Source organism: Winogradskyella sp. PE311 (genome assembly GCF_046545555.1).
Classification (GTDB): domain Bacteria; phylum Bacteroidota; class Bacteroidia; order Flavobacteriales; family Flavobacteriaceae; genus Winogradskyella.
Genome location: NZ_JBHZTH010000002.1, coordinates 209,625 through 228,863, shown reverse-complemented (window position 1 = coordinate 228,863; position 19,239 = coordinate 209,625). Strand labels below are relative to the sequence as shown.

The 19,239-nt window shown below is 33.3% G+C and carries 14 protein-coding genes; 7 read left to right on the top strand and 7 right to left on the bottom strand.

The window, feature by feature from the left end; all coding sequences use genetic code 11:
• Positions 1-85: 85 nt before the first annotated feature.
• Positions 86-1,474: a tRNA uridine-5-carboxymethylaminomethyl(34) synthesis GTPase MnmE gene (gene mnmE / locus ACFWU4_RS10620; protein WP_411127644.1), complete on the bottom strand. Its 1,389-nt coding sequence runs from the start codon at positions 1,472-1,474 to the stop codon at positions 86-88.
• A 152-nt stretch (positions 1,475-1,626) separates the two neighbouring features.
• Between mnmE and ACFWU4_RS10615 the strand changes: the two genes are divergently transcribed.
• Positions 1,627-2,775 carry a redoxin domain-containing protein gene (locus ACFWU4_RS10615; protein ID WP_411127642.1) on the top strand — a complete coding sequence of 383 codons (1,149 nt, stop codon included), beginning with the start codon at positions 1,627-1,629 and terminating at the stop codon, positions 2,773-2,775.
• Between the two features lie 52 nt (positions 2,776-2,827).
• Here the strand turns inward: ACFWU4_RS10615 and ACFWU4_RS10610 are convergent, their stop codons facing one another.
• Positions 2,828-3,481 (bottom strand): rhomboid family intramembrane serine protease, encoded by a 654-nt coding sequence (locus ACFWU4_RS10610; protein ID WP_411127640.1) that lies wholly within the window; start codon positions 3,479-3,481, stop codon positions 2,828-2,830.
• 62 nt (positions 3,482-3,543) lie between these two features.
• Here ACFWU4_RS10610 and ACFWU4_RS10605 point away from each other — a divergent pair, with 62 nt between their 5' ends.
• Positions 3,544-4,434 (top strand): lysophospholipid acyltransferase family protein, encoded by an 891-nt coding sequence (locus ACFWU4_RS10605; protein ID WP_411127638.1) that lies wholly within the window; start codon positions 3,544-3,546, stop codon positions 4,432-4,434.
• 6 nt (positions 4,435-4,440) lie between these two features.
• On the opposite strand, the gene ACFWU4_RS10600 is transcribed toward ACFWU4_RS10605, so the two are convergent.
• Positions 4,441-5,952 carry an aminotransferase class V-fold PLP-dependent enzyme gene (locus tag ACFWU4_RS10600; protein WP_411127636.1) on the bottom strand — a complete coding sequence of 504 codons (1,512 nt, stop codon included), beginning with the start codon at positions 5,950-5,952 and terminating at the stop codon, positions 4,441-4,443.
• 29 nt (positions 5,953-5,981) lie between these two features.
• Complete coding sequence (gene glmM, locus ACFWU4_RS10595; protein WP_411127633.1) at positions 5,982-7,370, bottom strand: phosphoglucosamine mutase; 1,389 nt, start codon at positions 7,368-7,370, stop codon at positions 5,982-5,984.
• 83 nt (positions 7,371-7,453) lie between these two features.
• Between glmM and ACFWU4_RS10590 the strand changes: the two genes are divergently transcribed.
• From ACFWU4_RS10590 to ACFWU4_RS10570, 5 genes are all read left to right on the top strand, one after another.
• Positions 7,454-8,056, top strand: a complete 603-nt coding sequence (locus tag ACFWU4_RS10590) for an ACP phosphodiesterase (RefSeq protein ID WP_411127632.1) — start codon at positions 7,454-7,456, stop codon at positions 8,054-8,056.
• Positions 8,053-9,756: a gamma-glutamyltransferase gene (gene ggt, locus ACFWU4_RS10585; RefSeq protein WP_411127630.1), complete on the top strand. Its 1,704-nt coding sequence runs from the start codon at positions 8,053-8,055 to the stop codon at positions 9,754-9,756. Before ACFWU4_RS10590 ends, ggt begins: the two co-directional genes overlap by 4 nt.
• A 240-nt stretch (positions 9,757-9,996) precedes the next feature.
• Positions 9,997-13,242, top strand: coding sequence for a PDZ domain-containing protein (locus ACFWU4_RS10580; protein WP_411127628.1), 3,246 nt, complete (start codon positions 9,997-9,999; stop codon positions 13,240-13,242).
• A 71-nt stretch (positions 13,243-13,313) separates the two neighbouring features.
• The gene (gene yiaK / locus ACFWU4_RS10575; RefSeq protein WP_411127626.1) at positions 13,314-14,318 is read left to right on the top strand and encodes a 3-dehydro-L-gulonate 2-dehydrogenase; all 1,005 of its coding nucleotides are present in this window, start codon (positions 13,314-13,316) and stop codon (positions 14,316-14,318) included.
• 167 nt (positions 14,319-14,485) lie between these two features.
• Complete coding sequence (locus tag ACFWU4_RS10570; RefSeq protein ID WP_411127624.1) at positions 14,486-15,217, top strand: hypothetical protein; 732 nt, start codon at positions 14,486-14,488, stop codon at positions 15,215-15,217.
• A gap of 13 nt (positions 15,218-15,230) precedes the next feature.
• Here the strand turns inward: ACFWU4_RS10570 and ACFWU4_RS10565 are convergent, their stop codons facing one another.
• The 3 genes from ACFWU4_RS10565 to ACFWU4_RS10555 form a co-directional block, all read right to left on the bottom strand.
• A complete protein-coding gene (locus tag ACFWU4_RS10565; RefSeq protein WP_411127622.1) occupies positions 15,231-15,755 on the bottom strand; it encodes a hypothetical protein in 525 nt (174 codons plus the stop codon).
• 85 nt (positions 15,756-15,840) lie between these two features.
• Positions 15,841-16,623, bottom strand: coding sequence for a DUF4852 domain-containing protein (locus tag ACFWU4_RS10560; protein ID WP_411127620.1), 783 nt, complete (start codon positions 16,621-16,623; stop codon positions 15,841-15,843).
• 161 nt (positions 16,624-16,784) lie between these two features.
• Complete coding sequence (locus ACFWU4_RS10555) at positions 16,785-19,034, bottom strand: hypothetical protein (protein ID WP_411127618.1); 2,250 nt, start codon at positions 19,032-19,034, stop codon at positions 16,785-16,787.
• Between the last annotated feature and the right edge of the window lie 205 nt (positions 19,035-19,239).

Below are 19,239 nucleotides of genomic sequence, written 5' to 3'. Positions count from 1 at the left end.
TTCAACAAATTAATAAAAACAATATAAACATAAACTCTTATTTTACAGGCTTTTTATATGTTTTGTTTTGTGATGCTACGCATATTTACTTTCCTATACAGAAATTAGCAAAAATATTACCAAGTAGATCATCATTAGTAATCTCACCAGTAATTTCACCAAAGTGGTATAAAGCTTGTCTAATATCGATAGCTAATAAATCACCTGAAAGTCCTGTTTCTAGTCCGTACTGTACTTTTTGAATTTCTTCAAACGCTTTTAGTAAAGCGTCATAATGACGTGAGTTGGTTACGATGGTTTCATTGTTTTTAAGCGCTCCAGTGTTGATAAGATTTAGAAGTGAGTTGGTCAGTTTCTCTACACCAAACCCTGTTTTAGCAGATAACAAGAGAACATCAGCAATAGTGGTATTGATATTAGCAAGTTGTAAATCACTTAATGTATCAATTTTATTTGCAATGACCAACAAAGGCTTTTGAGGGTATTTATTTCTTATTTTTTCAACCTCAATTCTCACAGTATCAAGATTATTTATATTTTTCTTTGAATCAAATAAATAAATAGTGACTTGAGACTGCTCTATCTTTTCAAATGTTTTTTTAATACCGATACGTTCTACTACATCTTTGGTTTCTCTAATACCTGCTGTATCAATAAAACGAAATCCAATACCACCAATAGAAATTTCATCTTCAATTGTGTCTCTTGTCGTACCGGCAACTTCAGAAACTATAGCTCTATCTTCATTTAGTATAGCATTTAGAAGTGTTGATTTTCCAACATTTGGTTCGCCAACTATGGCTATCGGTATTCCGTTTTTTATAACATTACCAACAGCAAATGAATCTATTAATCGTTTCAAAACAAAGTTTATTCGCTCAATGAGTTGCTTAAACTGAGTTCTATCTGCAAACTCCACGTCTTCTTCAGCAAAATCGAGTTCTAATTCAATTAAAGATGCAAAGTTTAGCAATTCTTCTCTTAATTTAGCTATTTCCGAAGAAAACCCACCACGCATTTGCTGCATTGCTATTTGATGTGAAGCTTCATTATCACTACTAATTAAATCTGCAACAGCTTCTGCCTGACTTAAGTCTAATTTACCATTTAAGAAAGCTCTCAGCGTAAATTCTCCTGCTGTAGCCATCCGACAACCATTGCGCAAAAACAACTGAATAATCTCTTGTTGAATGTAAGACGAACCGTGACAAGATATCTCAACCACATCCTCTCCAGTATAAGAATTTGGATTTTTAAAAACAGATACTAAAACTTCGTCTAGAGTTTTTACATCATCTACAATATGCCCTAAATGAATAGTATGTGTCTTTTGATCTGTAAGCGACTTGTTATCTTTTACAGACTTAAAATGCTTATCTGCAATAGCAATAGCGCTATTACCAGAAAGCCTAATAATGGCAATTGCACCGCTTCCAGATGGTGTTGCTAAAGCTACAATAGTATCGTTATGCATGGTTAACTCCTTTATGCAAAAGTATTGGAAAATCTGAGATTATATTGTGGCTACGGTGTATTTTTAAGATTTAATTCGCGATTCGCTTTTACGTTTTATCAGCTTTGTTTATATATTTGTAAGCTAATTAATATTTAGAAAAAAATAAATTGATGAAAAAGGTATTAACATTATTAATTCTAAGTTTACTCATTGTTAGTTGTGAGCAAGAGAAAAGAACAGACTATCTTATAAATGGGAATGCAGAAGGTGTTTATAACGGTATACGAGTTTATCTAAAATCTGTTGATGAGAAAGGACAAGAAACAGCTATTGATACTGCCATTGTAATGGACGAAAAATTTGAGATGCAAGGCGTTGTAAGTGAACCAAATATTTATTTTTTATCAGTTGATGGTGCCCAAGGCAAAGCTATTTTTATGTTAGAAAATAGTGAGATAACTGTTAAAGTTGACAAAGAAAATTTAGCAGCGACTGAGGTAACTGGCTCAGAATCTAATGATGATTTCTTAGCGTTTCAAGACGGCACTAAAAAAATAAGAGATGAAGGCACAAAAATAATGAGGCTTTATCAAGAACTTAATTTACAAGAAGGTAGCGCACAGTCAGATTCATTAACAAATGAGCTCAATAAATTAAGAGAGGAATTAACCAGTTATCCGTTAAATTTTATAAAAGATAATAATGACAGCTACTTCAGCTTAGAGTTAATGAAAGTAGAATCTAATAAACCAAAGGGAGATATTTCTATTTTTAATGAGGTCTTCAATAATTTAACACCTCGATTAAAAGAATCAACAAAAGGACAAAAAATTAAAGAACGATTAATTGAACTTGAAAAAGAATTTGAAAAAATTGCACATTTAGAAGTTGGTAAAATTGCACCTGATTTTGAATCACCAACACCTGATGGTGATATGGTACGTTTAAATGATATAAAAGGTAAAGTTACTATTATAGATTTTTGGGCAGCTTGGTGTGGACCTTGCAGAAGAGAAAACCCTAATGTAGTTAGGATTTATGAAAAGTATCACGAAAAAGGGCTAGAAATTATTGGTGTATCGCTCGATGGACAAAGTAGACAACAAAATCCTAAAAAAGCATGGCTAGATGCTATTGATGCCGACAAGTTAACGTGGCATCACGTATCTAGTTTAAAATATTTTAGAGATCCGGTTGCAGAACTTTATAATATACAAGCCATACCTGCTACATTCATATTAGACAGCAAAGGAACAATTGTCGCAAAAAATTTAAGAGGAAATGCTCTAGAAGATAAAATTAAAGAGCTGCTAGAATAATTCTTATTTTTAATAAAACAATTTAAATAAAGGGCCTGTTTAATACAGGCTTTTATTTTAACTTACCAGTTTTATACAAAAGGTATAAAATAATAATAGGTAAAGCCAGTAATCCTACATATCCTAAATCCGTTTTAAACAAGCTTGGTAATAAAATTAGAGTTATAACATAACCGCCAACTGCACCTCCAAAATGGGCATCATGGCCAATGTTACCAATTCTATTTTTCATTCCATAAATAGAATACAATAAATAGCCTATCCCAAAAATATAGCCTGGTATCGGTATAGGTACAAAAAACATATATAAACTCATACCTGGCTCTAACAAAATTGCAGAATACAAGACTCCAGTAACCGCTCCACTCGCACCAATCGCACTATACCAATATTCATCTTTATGAAAATAGAGAGACAAAAGGTTCCCAAAAACTAAACTGGCAATATAAATTATAATAAAATTAAGAGTCCCTAGTGCATCAATAACATAGCCAGCGAAAAAGTAAAGCGTAAACATATTAAAAAACAAATGCGTTGTATCTGCATGTAAAAACCCAGAACTAAACATCCGTATTTGCTCTCCTCGTCTTATACTACCGACATTAAATTTAAATTTCTCAAAAAATAAACGGTCATTAAAGCCTTTCATAGATACAATAACATTAGCGGCTATTATGGCAATGGTAACAGGATCTAAATTGTACATAAACTCTAATCTATTAATTTAAATATAGCATATATTTGTAGTTGTAAATTTAACAAACTTCAATGCAATTTATTGCCTATATATTAATTTATCCAATACTTTGGTTAATCTCAATTTTACCCTTTAGGTTATTATATGCCTTTTCAGATTTTCTATATTTATTTGTTTATAAAATATTTGGGTATCGCAAATCTACTGTCCAAAACAACTTAAGGCTTGTTTTTCCTGATAAATCTAAAGCTGAAATAGTTGACATTACTGGTAAATTTTATCATCATTTATGTGATATGATAGTTGAAGCTATTAAGTCTCTAACTATTTCTAAATCAGAAATGCAAAAACGCTATAAATTTCCTAATGTTAAGCTTATAAATGAGTTAGAAGAAAAACAAAGAAGCATTATATTAATGTGCGCTCATTATGGAAGTTGGGAATGGATTTTTATTTTACAAACCTTCGTAAAACATAAAGGTTATGCAGTATACAAACGATTAGCAAATAAATATTTCGATAGATTAGTAAAACGAATTAGAGCTAAATATAACTCGCATTTAATTACAACCAAGGAAACTTTAAATGTTTTAGGTGAGTGCAAAAAAAATGGGGAATTAACTATTAATGGTTTCGTATCTGACCAATCACCAAAAGCTAATAAAGCATTTCATTGGAATGAGTTTATGGGTATAAAAGTACCAATGTACACAGGTGCCGAAATGTTAGCTAAAAAACTAGATATGACCGTTGTATTTTTTAGTGTAAAACGATTAAAACGCGGTTATTACGAAACTACATTTAAAACAATTGCAGAAAACCCTAACGATTTTAAGGATTACGAAATAACTGACTTGTTTTTTAAATTAGTCGAAGAACAAATTCGTAACGAACCTCAGTATTACTTATGGACGCATAAGCGTTGGAAGCATAGAGATAAAGTACCTCCTGAATTCCAATAGGCTCATTTAATCTAAATCAAACCAAGTATCTACTTTAGTGGCATTACAAGGTTTATGAAGTAGTGATTTATGAACAAACTCATTATTACATCTCGAGTATTCATAATCAGTTGACCAATCTTTATGATTTTTGGCTAATTCAATAATACTATCGCAAACAAACTCGATTTCTTCATTTGTAGTTGTTGGATGAATTGACATACGAATCCATCCTGGCTTACGAACTAAATCTCCTATAGAAATTTCATTAGTTAACTCATTAGAAGTCCGTTGATCTACATGGAGTAAAAAATGCCCATAAGTACCAGCACAACTGCAACCACCGCGTGTTTGTATACCAAATTTATCATTTAACAATTTAACACCTAAATTAAAATGTAAATCATCTACATAAAATGAAATGACTCCAAGTCGATCCTTATGTTGACCAGCCAGAATATTAATATTAGAAATCTTACCTAAGCGCTCAAAAACAATTTGAACTAATTCATGTTCGCGCTTAAGGATATTATCAATTCCCATCTGTTCCTTCAAACGGATAGAAAGTGCCGTTTTTATAGTTTGGAGAAAACCTGGTGTACCACCATCTTCTCTATCTTCAATATTATCGATATATTTATGCTCGCCCCAAGGGTTTGTCCAACTCACAGTGCCACCACCTGGACAATCTGGTATCATATTTTTATATAATTTTTTATTAAACACCAAAACACCCGAAGTCCCTGGTCCTCCTAAAAATTTATGTGGAGAAAAGAAAATTGCATCAAGTTTTGCCTCTTCATCTTCTGGATGCATATCTATTTCTACATAAGGTGCAGAACATGCAAAATCCACAAAACAAACACCTCCATGTTTATGCATTAGTTTCGCAATTTTATGATGTGGATTTTGGATACCAGTAACATTAGAACCACCAATTATAGATGCAATTTTAATGGTACAATCTTTATATTGAATGAGTAATTTCTCCAAATTATCTAAACTGAATAAGCCAGCTTCATCAGGCGGAATAACCTCAACTTTTGCAATGGTTTCTAACCAAGATGTTTGATTAGAGTGATGCTCCATATGAGTTACAAAAACAACAGGTCGCATTTCGTCTGGAATCTTAGTATAATCTTTTAAATTTTCTGGAATCTTTAAACCGAGTATGCGCTGAAATTTATTTACAACACCAGTCATACCATTACCCGAAACTATTAATACATCATCACTATTACAGTTTACATGATCTTTAATAATTTGTTTGGCTTTGTGATAAGCTTTAGTCATAGCAGTACCAGAAACAGTTGTTTCAGTATGGGTATTTGCTACAAATGGACCAAAATCATTGCATAATTTTTCTTCAATAGGTCTGTATAATCGTCCTGAAGCAGTCCAATCTGTATAAATAATACGTTGTTCGCCATAAGGTGAAATAAACGTTTGATTCTGACCAATAATATGGTTTCTAAATTGTTCAAAATAAGATTCTAAATCCGTATTCTTAGTTTGTATGTAATCAGAAATCATAGTCATAACGATATTATCCGTTTAATGCAAAGTTACTAAATATTAGAAATAGCTTTAATCTCAGCTATAAATCGATCTGCCAATGCATCTGCAGAATTTTGAGATGGTGCTTCAGTATATATTCTAATTATAGGCTCAGTGTTACTTTTTCTTAAATGTACCCAACTGTCTTCAAAATCAATTTTCACACCATCTACAGTAGTTAATTTCTCATGACTATAGTAAGATTCCATAGTGCTTAAAATTCCATCTACATCCAATCCAGGTGTTAACTGTATTTTCTTTTTACTCATATAATAATTTGGATACGACGCCCTTAGCTCACTTACTTTCATCTTACGTTCAGCTAACAAACTCAAAAATAGAGCTACACCAACTAAAGCATCTCGTCCATAATGCGAATCTGGATAAATAATGCCACCATTACCTTCTCCTCCAATAACAACATTATTTTTCTTCATTAAGTTAACAACATTCACTTCTCCCACAGCACTCGCTTCGTACATTCCTCCATACTTTTCAGTAACATCGCGTAAGGCTCTTGTAGAACTCATATTACTAACTGTGTTCCCTGGATTTTTACTCAACACATAATCTGCACAGGCCACTAAGGTATATTCTTCACCAAACATTTCTCCGGTTTCGTCCATAAAAGCTAAACGATCTACATCTGGATCTACTACGATACCAAAATCTGCACGCTCTTTCACAACGGCTTTAGCAAGATCACCCAAATGCTCTTTAAGTGGTTCTGGATTATGAGGAAAATGACCAGTAGGATCACAATATAATTTTACGGGATGTACACCTAAACGTTCTAACAATAATGGAATAGCGATACCTCCCGTTGAATTTACTCCATCTACGACAACCTTAAAATTTGCGGCTTCAATAGCTTTTGCGTTGACTAATGGCAATTCTAAAACAGCATCGATATGCATATCAATGTAAGCTTCATTCTTTGTTATTTTTCCTAAATCATCAACTTCTGAAAAATGCATACTATTTGATTCTGCTATTTCTAAAATTTTCTGACCTTCTTCACCATTTAAAAATTCACCTTTATTATTTAGAAGCTTTAAAGCATTCCATTGTTTTGGGTTATGACTTGCCGTTAAAATGATACCTCCATCAGCATGTTCCATAGGTACAGCAATTTCAACCGTCGGTGTTGTAGACAAACCTAAATCAATAACATGTATACCTAAACCAACTAAGGTATTCATAACTAAATTCTGAATCATCTCACCAGAAATTCTTGCATCTCTGCCTACGACAACACGATAATTCTCTTTACTTCGCTGGTTTTTTAGCCAAGTACCATAAGCTGCTGCAAATTTAACCGCATCAATTGGAGTTAAATTATCATCAACTGTACCACCGATAGTTCCACGAATTCCTGATATAGATTTTATTAAAGTCATATATGATTTTGATTTTCAACAAATATAATATCTTAATTATAAAAAGTTATGATGAGTTGATTACGAATTTGTAAATTCGGCTTATGAATTTTCTAGCGCACATTTACCTTTCTGGAGATAATGAATTACTTACCATTGGTAACTTTGCTGGTGATGGTGTTAGAGGCAATAAATATAAGTCTTACCCAATCGAGGTACAAGCTGGTATTCAACTGCATAGGGAAATAGATACATTTACGGATGCACATCCTATATTTCGTAAATGCACAAAACGACTTCATGAAGGTTATGGCCATTATAGCGGAGTAATTGTAGATATAATCTTTGATCATTTTTTAGCTAAAAATTGGTCTGCTTATTCAGATGTGCCATTACCAACATACATTAATAAATTTTATAAAAGTTTAGATAGACATTTTGAAGTATTACCACCACGTTTTCAAAAACTAACACCCATAATGATCGAAGATAATTGGTTGTTAAGTTATGAAAGTCTTGAGGGTATTCAACTGGTTTTAGATGGTATGAATAGACGAACGAAAGGCCGATCTAAAATGAATGAAGCCACAAAAGAACTGAAGCAACACTATGAAGCTTTTGAAAATGACTTTACAGCTTTTTTTAAAGCGTTAATAGACTTTAGTACTAAAAAAAGAATAGTAATAGAAAAACAATATGAGATATGAGTAGATTACTGACTTTTTTAATAACAGTATTACTTTTTTTGGGCTGTAAAAAAGATGTATCTCATACTGTTGAAGAATTTAACACCAGAGGCTTAATTACAGAAAAAGCGATGGTAGTTTCTGCTAGAAAAGAGGCCTCTCAAATCGGCACAGAAATATTAAAATTAGGAGGTAATGCTTTTGATGCTATGATGGCAACTGAAATGGCTTTAGCGGTTGCATACCCATACGCTGGTAATCTTGGCGGCGGAGGTTTCTTAGTATATCGACTCGCAGACGGCAAAAAGGGAGCTTTAGATTATAGAGAAAAAGCACCACTAGCAGCAACAAAAGACATGTATCTAGATAAAAAGGGTAATGTTATCCAAGATTTAAGCACTGTTGGCAGCATGGCAGTTGGCATACCAGGCACTGTAGCTGGCATATTTGAAGCTCAAGAACGGTTCGGGAGACTAGAGATTTCGCAAATTCTAAAGCCTGTTATAAATTTGGCGCGATATGGCTACATTATCACAGAAAAACAAGCCTTGAGAATTGCCCATTACGATAGTATGATTAGAGCTGTAAATGGAAAGGAAATTTTATACAACAACAATTTAAAGGCTGGTGATAAACTCATTAATTTAGAGTTGGCAGCAACACTGCAAAGGATTGCAGAGCACGGAAGAGATGAGTTTTATAAAGGAGAAACAGGACAACGCTTAGTAAAGTATTTACAATCTAAAGGTAGTATTATAACGCTCGAAGATTTAGAAAAATATGAAGCAAAATGGAGAGATCCTATTAGTTTTCAGTATGATGATTTAATAATTACCTCAATGTCACCACCTTCTTCTGGTGGTATTTGCCTTAGCCAAATTATGAAAATGGCAGAACCTTTTGATTTAAAAGATTATGGTCATAATTCATTAAAAACCATTCAAGTACTAGTTGAAGCAGAAAAACGTGCTTATGCAGACCGAAGTTTTTATTTAGGTGATCCCGATTTTGTAGACATACCTATCGAAACCTTAACGAGTGATGTTTATTTACAAAACCGAATGAAAGGGTTCTCTTTTGATAAACCAACAGCAGTAGATTCTATATCTCATGGCAATATAGTAGGTTATGAAAGTGATGAAACGACCCACTACTCTATTGTAGACCAATTTGGAAACGCCATTGCTGTTACTACAACTCTAAATGGTGGTTATGGATCTAAACTTTTTGTAGATGACTTAGGTTTTTTTCTAAATAATGAAATGGATGACTTTAGTAGTAAACCAGGTGAACCAAATTATTACGGACTTATTGGTGCGGAAGCTAATAGTATTGTTCCAGAAAAGCGAATGTTAAGTTCTATGACTCCTACTATTGTAGAAAAAAACGGAGAATTCTATATGTCATTAGGTACTCCAGGTGGTTCTACAATTATAACGTCTGTTTTACAAACCATTTTAAATGTGCATGAATTTCAGTTAACCATGCAACAAGCAGTTAACGCTCCTCGTTTTCATAATCAGTGGTTACCAGACGAAATTAGAATGGAGCCTCATGTATTTGATAAAAAAATTATACAGCAACTTAAGGATTTAGGATATACTATTAATGAGACCAAATCACCGATTATAGGAATCGTTGACGGTATATTAATGCTAGAGGACGGAACCTTAGAAGGTGGAGCCGATAAACGCGGTGACGATACTGCTGTTGGGTTTTAAAATCATCTTCATTATTAGTAATAAAAAAGAAACCGTCATTGTTTGGTACGAAGCAATCTTTTCATTGGTTCTATTATTTTTTTGACAAGACTACTTCTTACCTCGCAGCAACATTTTAATTCTAAACAATAAAACGAATTGCCTTTTTAACTCCAATTTAAAATATTCAATACTAGTAAATCGTATATTTATTGTCACCAAATCCATCAACCAAACTTACTTCACATAAAACCAACCACAATGAAACAATTAACTATCGTATTAGCGCTATGCTATTCATTATTTAGCTTTTCTCAAGGCACACAATTATTAAGACAACCCACATTACATGGAGACGATGTTGTGTTTGTATATGCTAACGATCTATGGAAATCCTCTATAAATGGTGGTACTGCAATTCGGTTAACAAGCGACGACGGTTACGAATCTAATCCGCATTTCTCTAATGATGGCAAAATGATTGCTTTTACAGCACAGTACGATGGTAATGTTGATGTTTTTGTTATGCCTTCAGAAGGTGGAGAACCAAAGCGATTAACATATCATCCTGGTGGAGATTTTGTACAAGGTTGGACACCAGATGGCAAAGTCTTATTTCGTTCTGGAAGAGAATCACAGCCAACAATGACGAATAAGTTTTTTACGGTTGCTACCAAAGGAGGACTTCCAGAAGCATTAGATATTCCTAGAGCAGCTTATGGTGAATTGTCGTCAGACGGTAAGCACTTGGCTTATACGCCTATTACTGGTTGGGACGCAGAATGGAGAAACTATAGAGGTGGACAAGCTATGCCAATTTGGGTGGTTAATATGAAAACTAAAGATTTAATAAGAACCACACAACCTACTGGCGAACGTCATCTAGACCCAGTTTGGTTAGATGGTAACGTTTACTTTATGTCTGAGCGCGATTATACAATGAATATTTGGTCTTTTAATCCGATAACAAAGGAAGAAAAGCAGATTACAAAGCATAAGAAGTTTGATGTAAAAAGTCTCGATGCAAGTGCTAATAAAATTGTTTATGAACAAGGTGGTTATCTTCATGTCTACAATCCTTCGTCTGGAGATACAAAACAACTTAATATAAATGTAAAAGCAGACCTAAATTTTTACCGCACCAAATGGGATAATGTTTCTGCTAGGCAGTTATCTAATCCAAATGTTTCTCCAAAAGGCAAACGTGCAATTTTTGAGCATCGCGGTGAAATATTTACAATTCCAAAAGAAAACGGAACTTGGATGAATATCACCAACTCACCTGGAGTTGCAGATCGCAATCCTATATGGTCTCCAAAAGGCGATAAAATAGCTTGGTTTTCTGATAAAAGTGGAGAGTATCAATTAATGGTAGCAGACCAAAATGGGCAGAATGCAAAAGCCATTAAATTACCTAATCCAACTTTTTATTTTCAACCCGATTGGTCACCAGATGGTAAACACATTGCCTATACTGACACCCATTATAATATTTGGATCATAAATCTCGAGTCTAAAAAAACAAATAAAGTAGCTACAGACCGTTATGCACATCCTAACCGTTCAATGAATCCGGTGTGGTCTCCAGATAGCAAATGGATTGCCTTTGCAAAACAACAAGACAGTCATTTTAAATCGATCTTTGCTTATAATATAGACTCTAAAAAAACAATTCAACTTACAGATCCAATTGCAGATGCTATAACACCTGTTTGGGATGCATCTGGTAAATACTTATATACCTTGGCAAGCACCAATTATGGACTTCAAACAGGTTGGTTAGATATGAGTAATTATGATCCTTCTGCAAGTTTAACACGCAACTTATATGCAGTGGTTTTAAATTCAGCTGATGCTGCACCAAATCTTCCAAAAAGTGATATGGAAGAAACTTCAAAAGAAAAAAACGAAGATAAAGGAGACAAAAAAGAAGCTAGTGGAGTTACAGTAATTATCGACGAAAACGGAATTTTTGATCGCGCTGTGGCTTTAGACCTTCCGGCTAGAAATTATGTAGCTTTATTAAAAGGTCCTAAGCACAAGATTTTCATTGCTGAAGCCATACCTAATGCCAACGGGTTAAAAGTACATTCGTATGATGTTGAAAAAGAGAAAGCCTCAGATTTTGCTGATGGAGTCTCACAAATGGTAGCTTCAGATGATAGAAAATCTATTTTATTATTTCAAAATAGAAGTTGGGTGCTAACCAATACTTCTACTCCACCAAAACCTGGAAAAGATAATTTAAAAGTTAACTTAAAAATAAAGCTCGATCCAAAAGCTGAAGCACACCAAATCTTTAAAGAAGGTTGGCGTTACATGCGCGACTTCTTGTATGTAGATAATGTACATGGAGCGCCTTGGGATGACGTTTACAAATGGTATGCACCCTGGATTGACCATGTACGTCACAGAACAGATTTAAATTATGTTGTTGATATTATGAGTGGTGAAGTAGCCGTTGGTCACTCTTATGTTTCCGGTGGTGATTTCCCAAATGTAGATCGTGTTCCTGTTGGTTTATTGGGCTGTGATCTTAAATTAATTAACGGAAACTACCAAATTTCAAAATTATATAATGGTGAACGCTGGAATCCGAATTTAAAAGCACCTTTAGCACAACCAGGTATTAACGTAAAAGAAGGTGATTATATATTGGCCATTAATGGAACGACATTATCAGCTAACGTAAACCCATACAACGTATTAGAACAAACAGCTGGACGAGAAATTAATATTACTGTTAATTCTAGTCCAACAATGACAAATGCTAAAACAATTTTAGTAAAGCCAATTGGCAGCGAGCGTGGCTTACGAACTGTAGATTGGGTTGAAGGGAACCGCAGAAAAGTTGACGAACTCTCTAATGGTAAATTGGCTTATGTCTATGTACCGAATACAAGTGGTGGAGGCTTCACTTCCTTTAACCGCTACTATTTCTCTCAGCAAGAGAAAAAAGGAGCTGTTATCGACGAACGTAATAATGGTGGAGGTTCTGCAGCAGATTATATGATTGATATTATGGGACGCGAACTGTTCGGTTATTTTAATAGCAAGGCTGGAGATAATAGACCATGGACCACTCCTATGGCTGGTATTTGGGGACCAAAAGTAATGCTCATTAACGAGCGTGCAGGTTCTGGTGGTGACTTATTACCTTATATGTTTAAAATGAAAAATATGGGACCACTTATTGGTACTAAAACTTGGGGAGGCTTAGTTGGTACTTGGGATACTCCACGCTTCATAGATGGTGGTCGTATGGTAGCACCACGAGGAGGCTTTTATGATGTTAATGGAAAATGGGCTGTTGAAGGAGAAGGTGTGGCACCAGATATTGAAGTTATTCAAGACCCAAAATTAACGTCTAAAGGTATAGATCCACAATTAGGGCGTGCCGTACAAGAAGCTTTAAAATTATTAAAAGGAAATGAATTTGAGCTCCAACCAGAACCTAAAGCACCTGTGCGTTGGAAACGACCTGCTGGTTATAAATCGGATAATTAATAATTTCCGCTTGTACAGTATATAACAAAACCAACAGAAAGTAAAGCCATAAAGCAAGACTATTAGAAGTTATGAAAATTTCATCCGTAAATCTACAAAACGTCCTTTACGACCTTTTCGTTACGTATAAATTCACTAAAGAAAAGGCAGAAATACTTGCACATACATTTACAGAAAGTACTTTAGATGGTGTAAGCTCTCATGGTATTAATCGTGTACCACTTTTTATTGATTACCTTAATAAAGGTGTAATTAATAAGGATGCAGAGGCGAAGAAAATAGCTTCTTTTGGTAATATTGAGCGTTGGGATGGTCATATAGGACCTGGTATTTTAAATGCCAGAACATGCACAAGCAGAGCTATAGAATTAGCAAAAGAGCATGGAATGGGTATGGTTGCATTACGTAATACCAATCATTGGATGCGAGGAGGCAGTTATGGAATACAAGCTGCTGAAGCTAATTGTATTTCTATCCTTTTTACAAATACGCAACCCAATATGCCACCTTGGGGAGGTAAAGACAGCCGAATTGGCAATAACCCATTTGTAATTTCTATACCTAGAAAAAAAGGTCATGTTGTATTAGATATGGCATTATCACAATATTCATTCGGTAAAATAAATGACTATAAGCTAAAAGGCGAAAAATTACCTTTTCATGGTGGTTGGGATGATACTAATGAACTCTCTAAAGATCCTGAAAAAATTCTTCGTAAAGAACGTGGTTTACCTATTGGTTATTGGAAAGGTTCTGCGCTTTCTATGGTGCTAGATATGCTTGCCACTATACTTTCTGCTGGTAACTCAACTCGCAATATAAGTTCAAAAAAAATTGAAACTGCCATCTCGCAAGTCTATATCTGTATTTATCCAGAAGTGTTTAACGCTAAGGGATTAGAGCAAAAATTAATCGATGAGATTATCGATTTCACTAAGGATGTAGAACTTATTAACCCTAATCAAAACGTTTATTATCCAGGTGAACGCAGTGCGCAAACCAGAGCAAAACATTTAAAAGAAGGGATAGAAGTAAATGAAGATATTTGGAAAAGTATACTTGCATTAGCTCAATAAATAATGACTATTGCTTTAGCTTAGCAACAACGTAAAAACTAAGCTGGTCTTAGCAAAGCATAGATTGCTATAAAATACATTTTATAAAAAGAAGTTTATAGGTTACGTCTAGAGGTTTTAATACTAGATTTCGACTACTTAAGGCAGACCGCATCACATAATAGAATATGGCAAAAAAACTAACAACAAAGCGCATTCTAAAAATCATCGGAGGTATTATTATATTCTTCACCTTACCCACACTACTGCTCTTTGGGTTTATGTATCTAAAATACAACGAAGATTTACCAGAAGGAGAACAAGGACCTCAAGCAGACCAACTCGCTGTAAAAATGTTACAAGCCTTAAATGAAGCGGCCTATTTAAATACAGATTATTTAGAATGGACCTTTATAGGTAAACACCATTACAAATGGTATAAATCTGATAACACTTGCGAAGTATCTTGGGACGATTTTACAGTTATCTTAGATTTAGAACAAAATGCCAACTCAAAAGTCTTTGTAGCAAAGCAAGAGTATAATGGTATTGAGAAACAGGATTATATAAATAAAGCATTAGGTTATTTTAATAATGACTCGTTTTGGTTAGTGGCACCATACAAAGTCTTTGATAAGGGAGTAGAACGACGCTTGGTGCAAACCGAAGATAAAGAGGACGCTTTACTTGTTACCTATACCACTGGCGGATCTACACCTGGCGATTCTTATTTATGGCATTTAGAAGATTCTGGTAAGCCAAAAAGTTTCCAGATGTGGGTAAATATTTTGCCTATAGATGGTTTAGAAGCCAGCTGGAACCAATGGACCATAACCGAAAGTGGTGCACAGTTACCCGAGTTCCATGAGTTTTTATTTATGGATATGGATATGGGTACGGTTAAAGGTTTAAAATTATAATATGACCTACAGGCTATTTGGAACTTTGTCCTTTAAACTGCTGTGTCTTTAGCTTAAACAACACATTAAAACTAGTTAAACTGCCATAACTGCGAGTAATGTATTGTTGTAAATCTATCTTTTCTTGTGCTTCTAAATTACTGGAGTTAATCTTTTGTTCCATCACACGCAGACGATCTCTAACCATGGTAATCTTATGAAAGAATTTATCAATAGGCAATTCACTAGATTTTAAATTCTCATCACCTGGTTGCATAATGAGTTTACCTCCTTTCCATTTGTCTGCAATGGTTATAACTTCTGAAGCATCAGACCATTTTTTGAGTATATCACGTAGACTCTTTTCTACTTCGTAAAAACTTACGGTATCCACATCATCTTCAGCAGCTTCTATGACCTCAAAGTCCGAGTCTAGTTCTATAGTTTCTAAGCCGTAATCTATAAAGGTGACCCAATAGTGTTTTGATGTAACATTTGTAATGACTCCTTTGCCGTATTCTGGGTGGTTTATTCTTGAAGAAATTCCTAGTAGTTTCATTAATTATTATAATTTAATTTAGCCCTATATAAACTAGATGCGCTTCATTTTGTTTTATAGTTGTAATATTATTGTTGTTAAGTATTTATTCCACAGTTATTTCACCAATCTTATCATCCCAATTATCTGGATAAAAGAATTCCATTTTAGAAACTGTAGCCGTAAATTTCCCATAGTTCCCTTTTCTATCGGTCGCTGAAATTGTATAACTTAGTTTCACAAAAAGGGTTTTATTTAACATTGGATACTTATCATAATATGAAAATAACTTTTCAGCCTTTTTTTCACTAATCGGTATGCGATAATCACCAGCTATAGATTTTGTTAATTTAAAATCTTCAGAAAAATTCCCTTTTGTATCTCCTCTAAATGATATGCTTTGACCATAATAGTTTTTAAGGACTAATTCTTTCTTGTCAAAGTCATAGTCTTTTATTGTAAATCCTTGATCCGTATAAAACGGCAAATCTTCATGACCTTGTTCTTTTGCTTTTTCAATTAACTTATTAATGCGTGGTTTTAGTTTTGCTCTTACTTTTTTTAGTTGAAAAGGGTTTGCTGCATATTTTCTAATTTCTTTTTCATTCTCGAAAGCAGCGAGATGTACTTCCATAGGACTAATAAAAGGATACTTTGGATATTTTAAGCAGCAATTTTCTCCTTTACCATAAACCATTTCACCTAATTTTCGTTGACCTCCATAGAAGGCATCATAATCTTCATCGACACAAAAACTGATCAGTGCTATTGAGCAAATTTTAGCATTTTCTATTTTTTTAATAATTCTAGCATCATTGCGTTCTTTTACACTTTGTGAACTGGCGCAAAAAGATATTAAGGTTAATACAAGTAAAATTAATTTTTTCATAATATTAAAGTTTAAAATTTAAGCACTCCAATCACTAAACTGACCTTCAGCTTATTTCATGATTTCGGCGAGTATTTCGTTGAGATTACCCTTAATCATTATGATTATCATAAAAATCAATTCTTTAAAACATAAAGTTGAGCTTAGAAAAAATATTATTTTTAATCTTCTTTTTTCAACTTATTAACAAAAGAACTCAAATTTGTGGCGTAACCAACCATTATTTGAGGAAATACTTTATAAGTTCCAAGGTTATAATGACCACCTAATCTAAAATAGACACCAGAATTACTATCCTCAGAATTTGTAAGTGCATAAATGTTCGCCATAACTTTTAAATTAGGAGAATTATTAGTTGTTGAAAAAACGACATCATTTTTATTAGTGCCATTAGCTCTAAACCAATTTAAACCTACGGTAAGATCTGCGCCAACACTTGATTGTGGTCTGACTTCAAAATTAATCTCTAATTCTTGACCTATTGAAAAAACTTGAAAACTTTTACGTTCTAACACTGTCTCTTGAATTGTAGAAATATTATTATCAATTATTGTATCTCTTTCTTTTAGATTGTATTCAATGCCAGTTCTTAGAAATCTTAATCCATAGCGCAAATGAATAAAAGTAGATGCCCCTTTCCACTCAAAAGTGTAAGGAGTTAAGAGCACACCTGCATCAATATTATTATTAGCTAATAAATTAAAATTATCCGTTGTGAAATTTTGAGCATTAGCCTCAGATGTTTCATCAGCATCAAAAGTATCGTCCAATTCAACTTTACGAGAATTATTTTCAAAACCACTAAAAAGATTTACTGAAGCATAAGCTGTAATATTATCAAACAGCGTGGCTTTTCTATAGTTTCTTAGATGCCATGGAATTCGTATCCTCCCTTCTGCAATGATTAAACCATTACTGTTATTATTATTTAACCCCAAGAAATCAGAAAAAAATATGCCTGTGAAATAGTCTCCGATTTTACGCTCTACTACTTTCGTACTGTCTCTTAAGCCAACCTTTATTTCACCGTTCTTGACAGCATAATTATACTTGTTATAGGGTAAAAAATCTAAAACATCATCATAATAATAAGTGAGTGTGTCGTTATCTTTATCTACTAGAGAATTGGTTTGTACTCTGTGAGTAAACTCGCGTAGTGGTAGACTATAATTTCTATTAGTAAAGACTCTTGTCTTCTCCATATCATTACTTAAACGCCCAACAATTGTGATATCATCTGCTCTATTATTAAAAAAACGAATATTAACAGAGTCAATGAGTAATTCAACCTTTTTATTAATTTCAAGCTTCCCATATTTATCTAACCAATACCATCGTTTTTTCAATAATTTGCTCTTATATAAAGGTACTTTTCTGTTGATTACAAACTGGCCACTAAATGTGTTTTCTGCGTTTTCTATTTTTTCAAAAATATTAGTTATAGAGTCATTAATCTCCCGCTTTAAACCTTCAGTCTTTAAGTTCTGTCTTTTTGTTATTATCATATAGTAGACCTTACCAATAGTCGTTTGGTTACCTTCATTACCATCCACAAAAACACCGTGCTGTTTTATTATGCTATTTACAAATTCATTCTCGGTTATTGCTAAACTATATGGTCCATAAATTTTACAACTAGTGTCATCACCTGCTTTACATACTTTAATATTTATAGACTTAGCATCAAATAAATAGTAAAAATTATAATTGCTATCTGGTGGACCACTGTTGTCAGTAAGTGATTCTGATGTTAAAAATTTGTAGTCTTTATCCTTTGTAATTTTTGTGTTGTAAAGTTCAGCTAACAGTGATGTGAATTTAGTTTTCACCTTTTTCTCAAAGTATGTAGATAATTCAATTTTTTTTGAGTCAATTTGGGATTGAAGAGCAATAATAAAGTTTGCCTTATTAGAAACTATATCATTAGGGTAATTTATTAATATCGGCTTAATTACATCTTTAGCAGACAATTCAAAAACACCACTAGAAGTATTTTTGATTTTAAATATTGGAAAATCTTCTGGTGCATCATCTAATTTAAACTCAACCTCATCTAGCACTGATGATAGCTTCGAAGGATCAAAATTAAAATTAATTTTTGTGTAATCAATAGTTTTTAAATCAGAAAGTTTAAGGTCTTTATCAAAAATTTTGAACTCAAAACTATTTACTTTTTTATCGAGTGTCTCTTTCAACTTTTCTTGGAAAACAAAAATATTATCATTAGATATAAGAGTCTGAGAACATACTTTATTCAATGAAGTTGTCTTTTCACAAATTGTAAATAAATCGTTTGTTTTATCATAATTTAAACCATAAGTTTCTTGTAATATCACTTTGGTTTTAAGTTTTTGCGCACTCATAACAAATACACAGAATATCACTAAAAGTAAAGTTAAGGTTGTTCTCATAATCCCGTTGGTTTTTATACTTAATAATTAAAATTAATAGCAAGCACCATAACAAAACCTACCTAATATGAGGCACGTATGCTATTCGATGCAGTCAACAACGAATTATGTAATTAGATACTGCTAAGGATGCAGCACTTAGTGAATTACCCTAAAATTAAATTATTATTTAGAAGATTGTAAGAAAATTAGTTAAAACGTTAAT

Excerpts from the sequence above, each read along its gene's own strand:
- mnmE (WP_411127644.1), bottom strand. The coding sequence starts at position 1,474 with ATGCATAACGATACTATTGTAGCTTTAGCAACACCATCTGGAAGCGGT.
- ACFWU4_RS10615 (WP_411127642.1), top strand. The coding sequence starts at position 1,627 with ATGAAAAAGGTATTAACATTATTAATTCTAAGTTTACTCATTGTTAGT.
- ACFWU4_RS10610 (WP_411127640.1), bottom strand. The coding sequence starts at position 3,481 with ATGTACAATTTAGATCCTGTTACCATTGCCATAATAGCCGCTAATGTT.
- ACFWU4_RS10605 (WP_411127638.1), top strand. The coding sequence starts at position 3,544 with ATGCAATTTATTGCCTATATATTAATTTATCCAATACTTTGGTTAATC.
- ACFWU4_RS10600 (WP_411127636.1), bottom strand. The coding sequence starts at position 5,952 with ATGACTATGATTTCTGATTACATACAAACTAAGAATACGGATTTAGAA.
- glmM (WP_411127633.1), bottom strand. The coding sequence starts at position 7,370 with ATGACTTTAATAAAATCTATATCAGGAATTCGTGGAACTATCGGTGGT.
- ACFWU4_RS10590 (WP_411127632.1), top strand. The coding sequence starts at position 7,454 with ATGAATTTTCTAGCGCACATTTACCTTTCTGGAGATAATGAATTACTT.
- ggt (WP_411127630.1), top strand. The coding sequence starts at position 8,053 with ATGAGTAGATTACTGACTTTTTTAATAACAGTATTACTTTTTTTGGGC.
- ACFWU4_RS10580 (WP_411127628.1), top strand. The coding sequence starts at position 9,997 with ATGAAACAATTAACTATCGTATTAGCGCTATGCTATTCATTATTTAGC.
- yiaK (WP_411127626.1), top strand. The coding sequence starts at position 13,314 with ATGAAAATTTCATCCGTAAATCTACAAAACGTCCTTTACGACCTTTTC.
- ACFWU4_RS10570 (WP_411127624.1), top strand. The coding sequence starts at position 14,486 with ATGGCAAAAAAACTAACAACAAAGCGCATTCTAAAAATCATCGGAGGT.
- ACFWU4_RS10565 (WP_411127622.1), bottom strand. The coding sequence starts at position 15,755 with ATGAAACTACTAGGAATTTCTTCAAGAATAAACCACCCAGAATACGGC.
- ACFWU4_RS10560 (WP_411127620.1), bottom strand. The coding sequence starts at position 16,623 with ATGAAAAAATTAATTTTACTTGTATTAACCTTAATATCTTTTTGCGCC.
- ACFWU4_RS10555 (WP_411127618.1), bottom strand. The coding sequence starts at position 19,034 with ATGAGAACAACCTTAACTTTACTTTTAGTGATATTCTGTGTATTTGTT.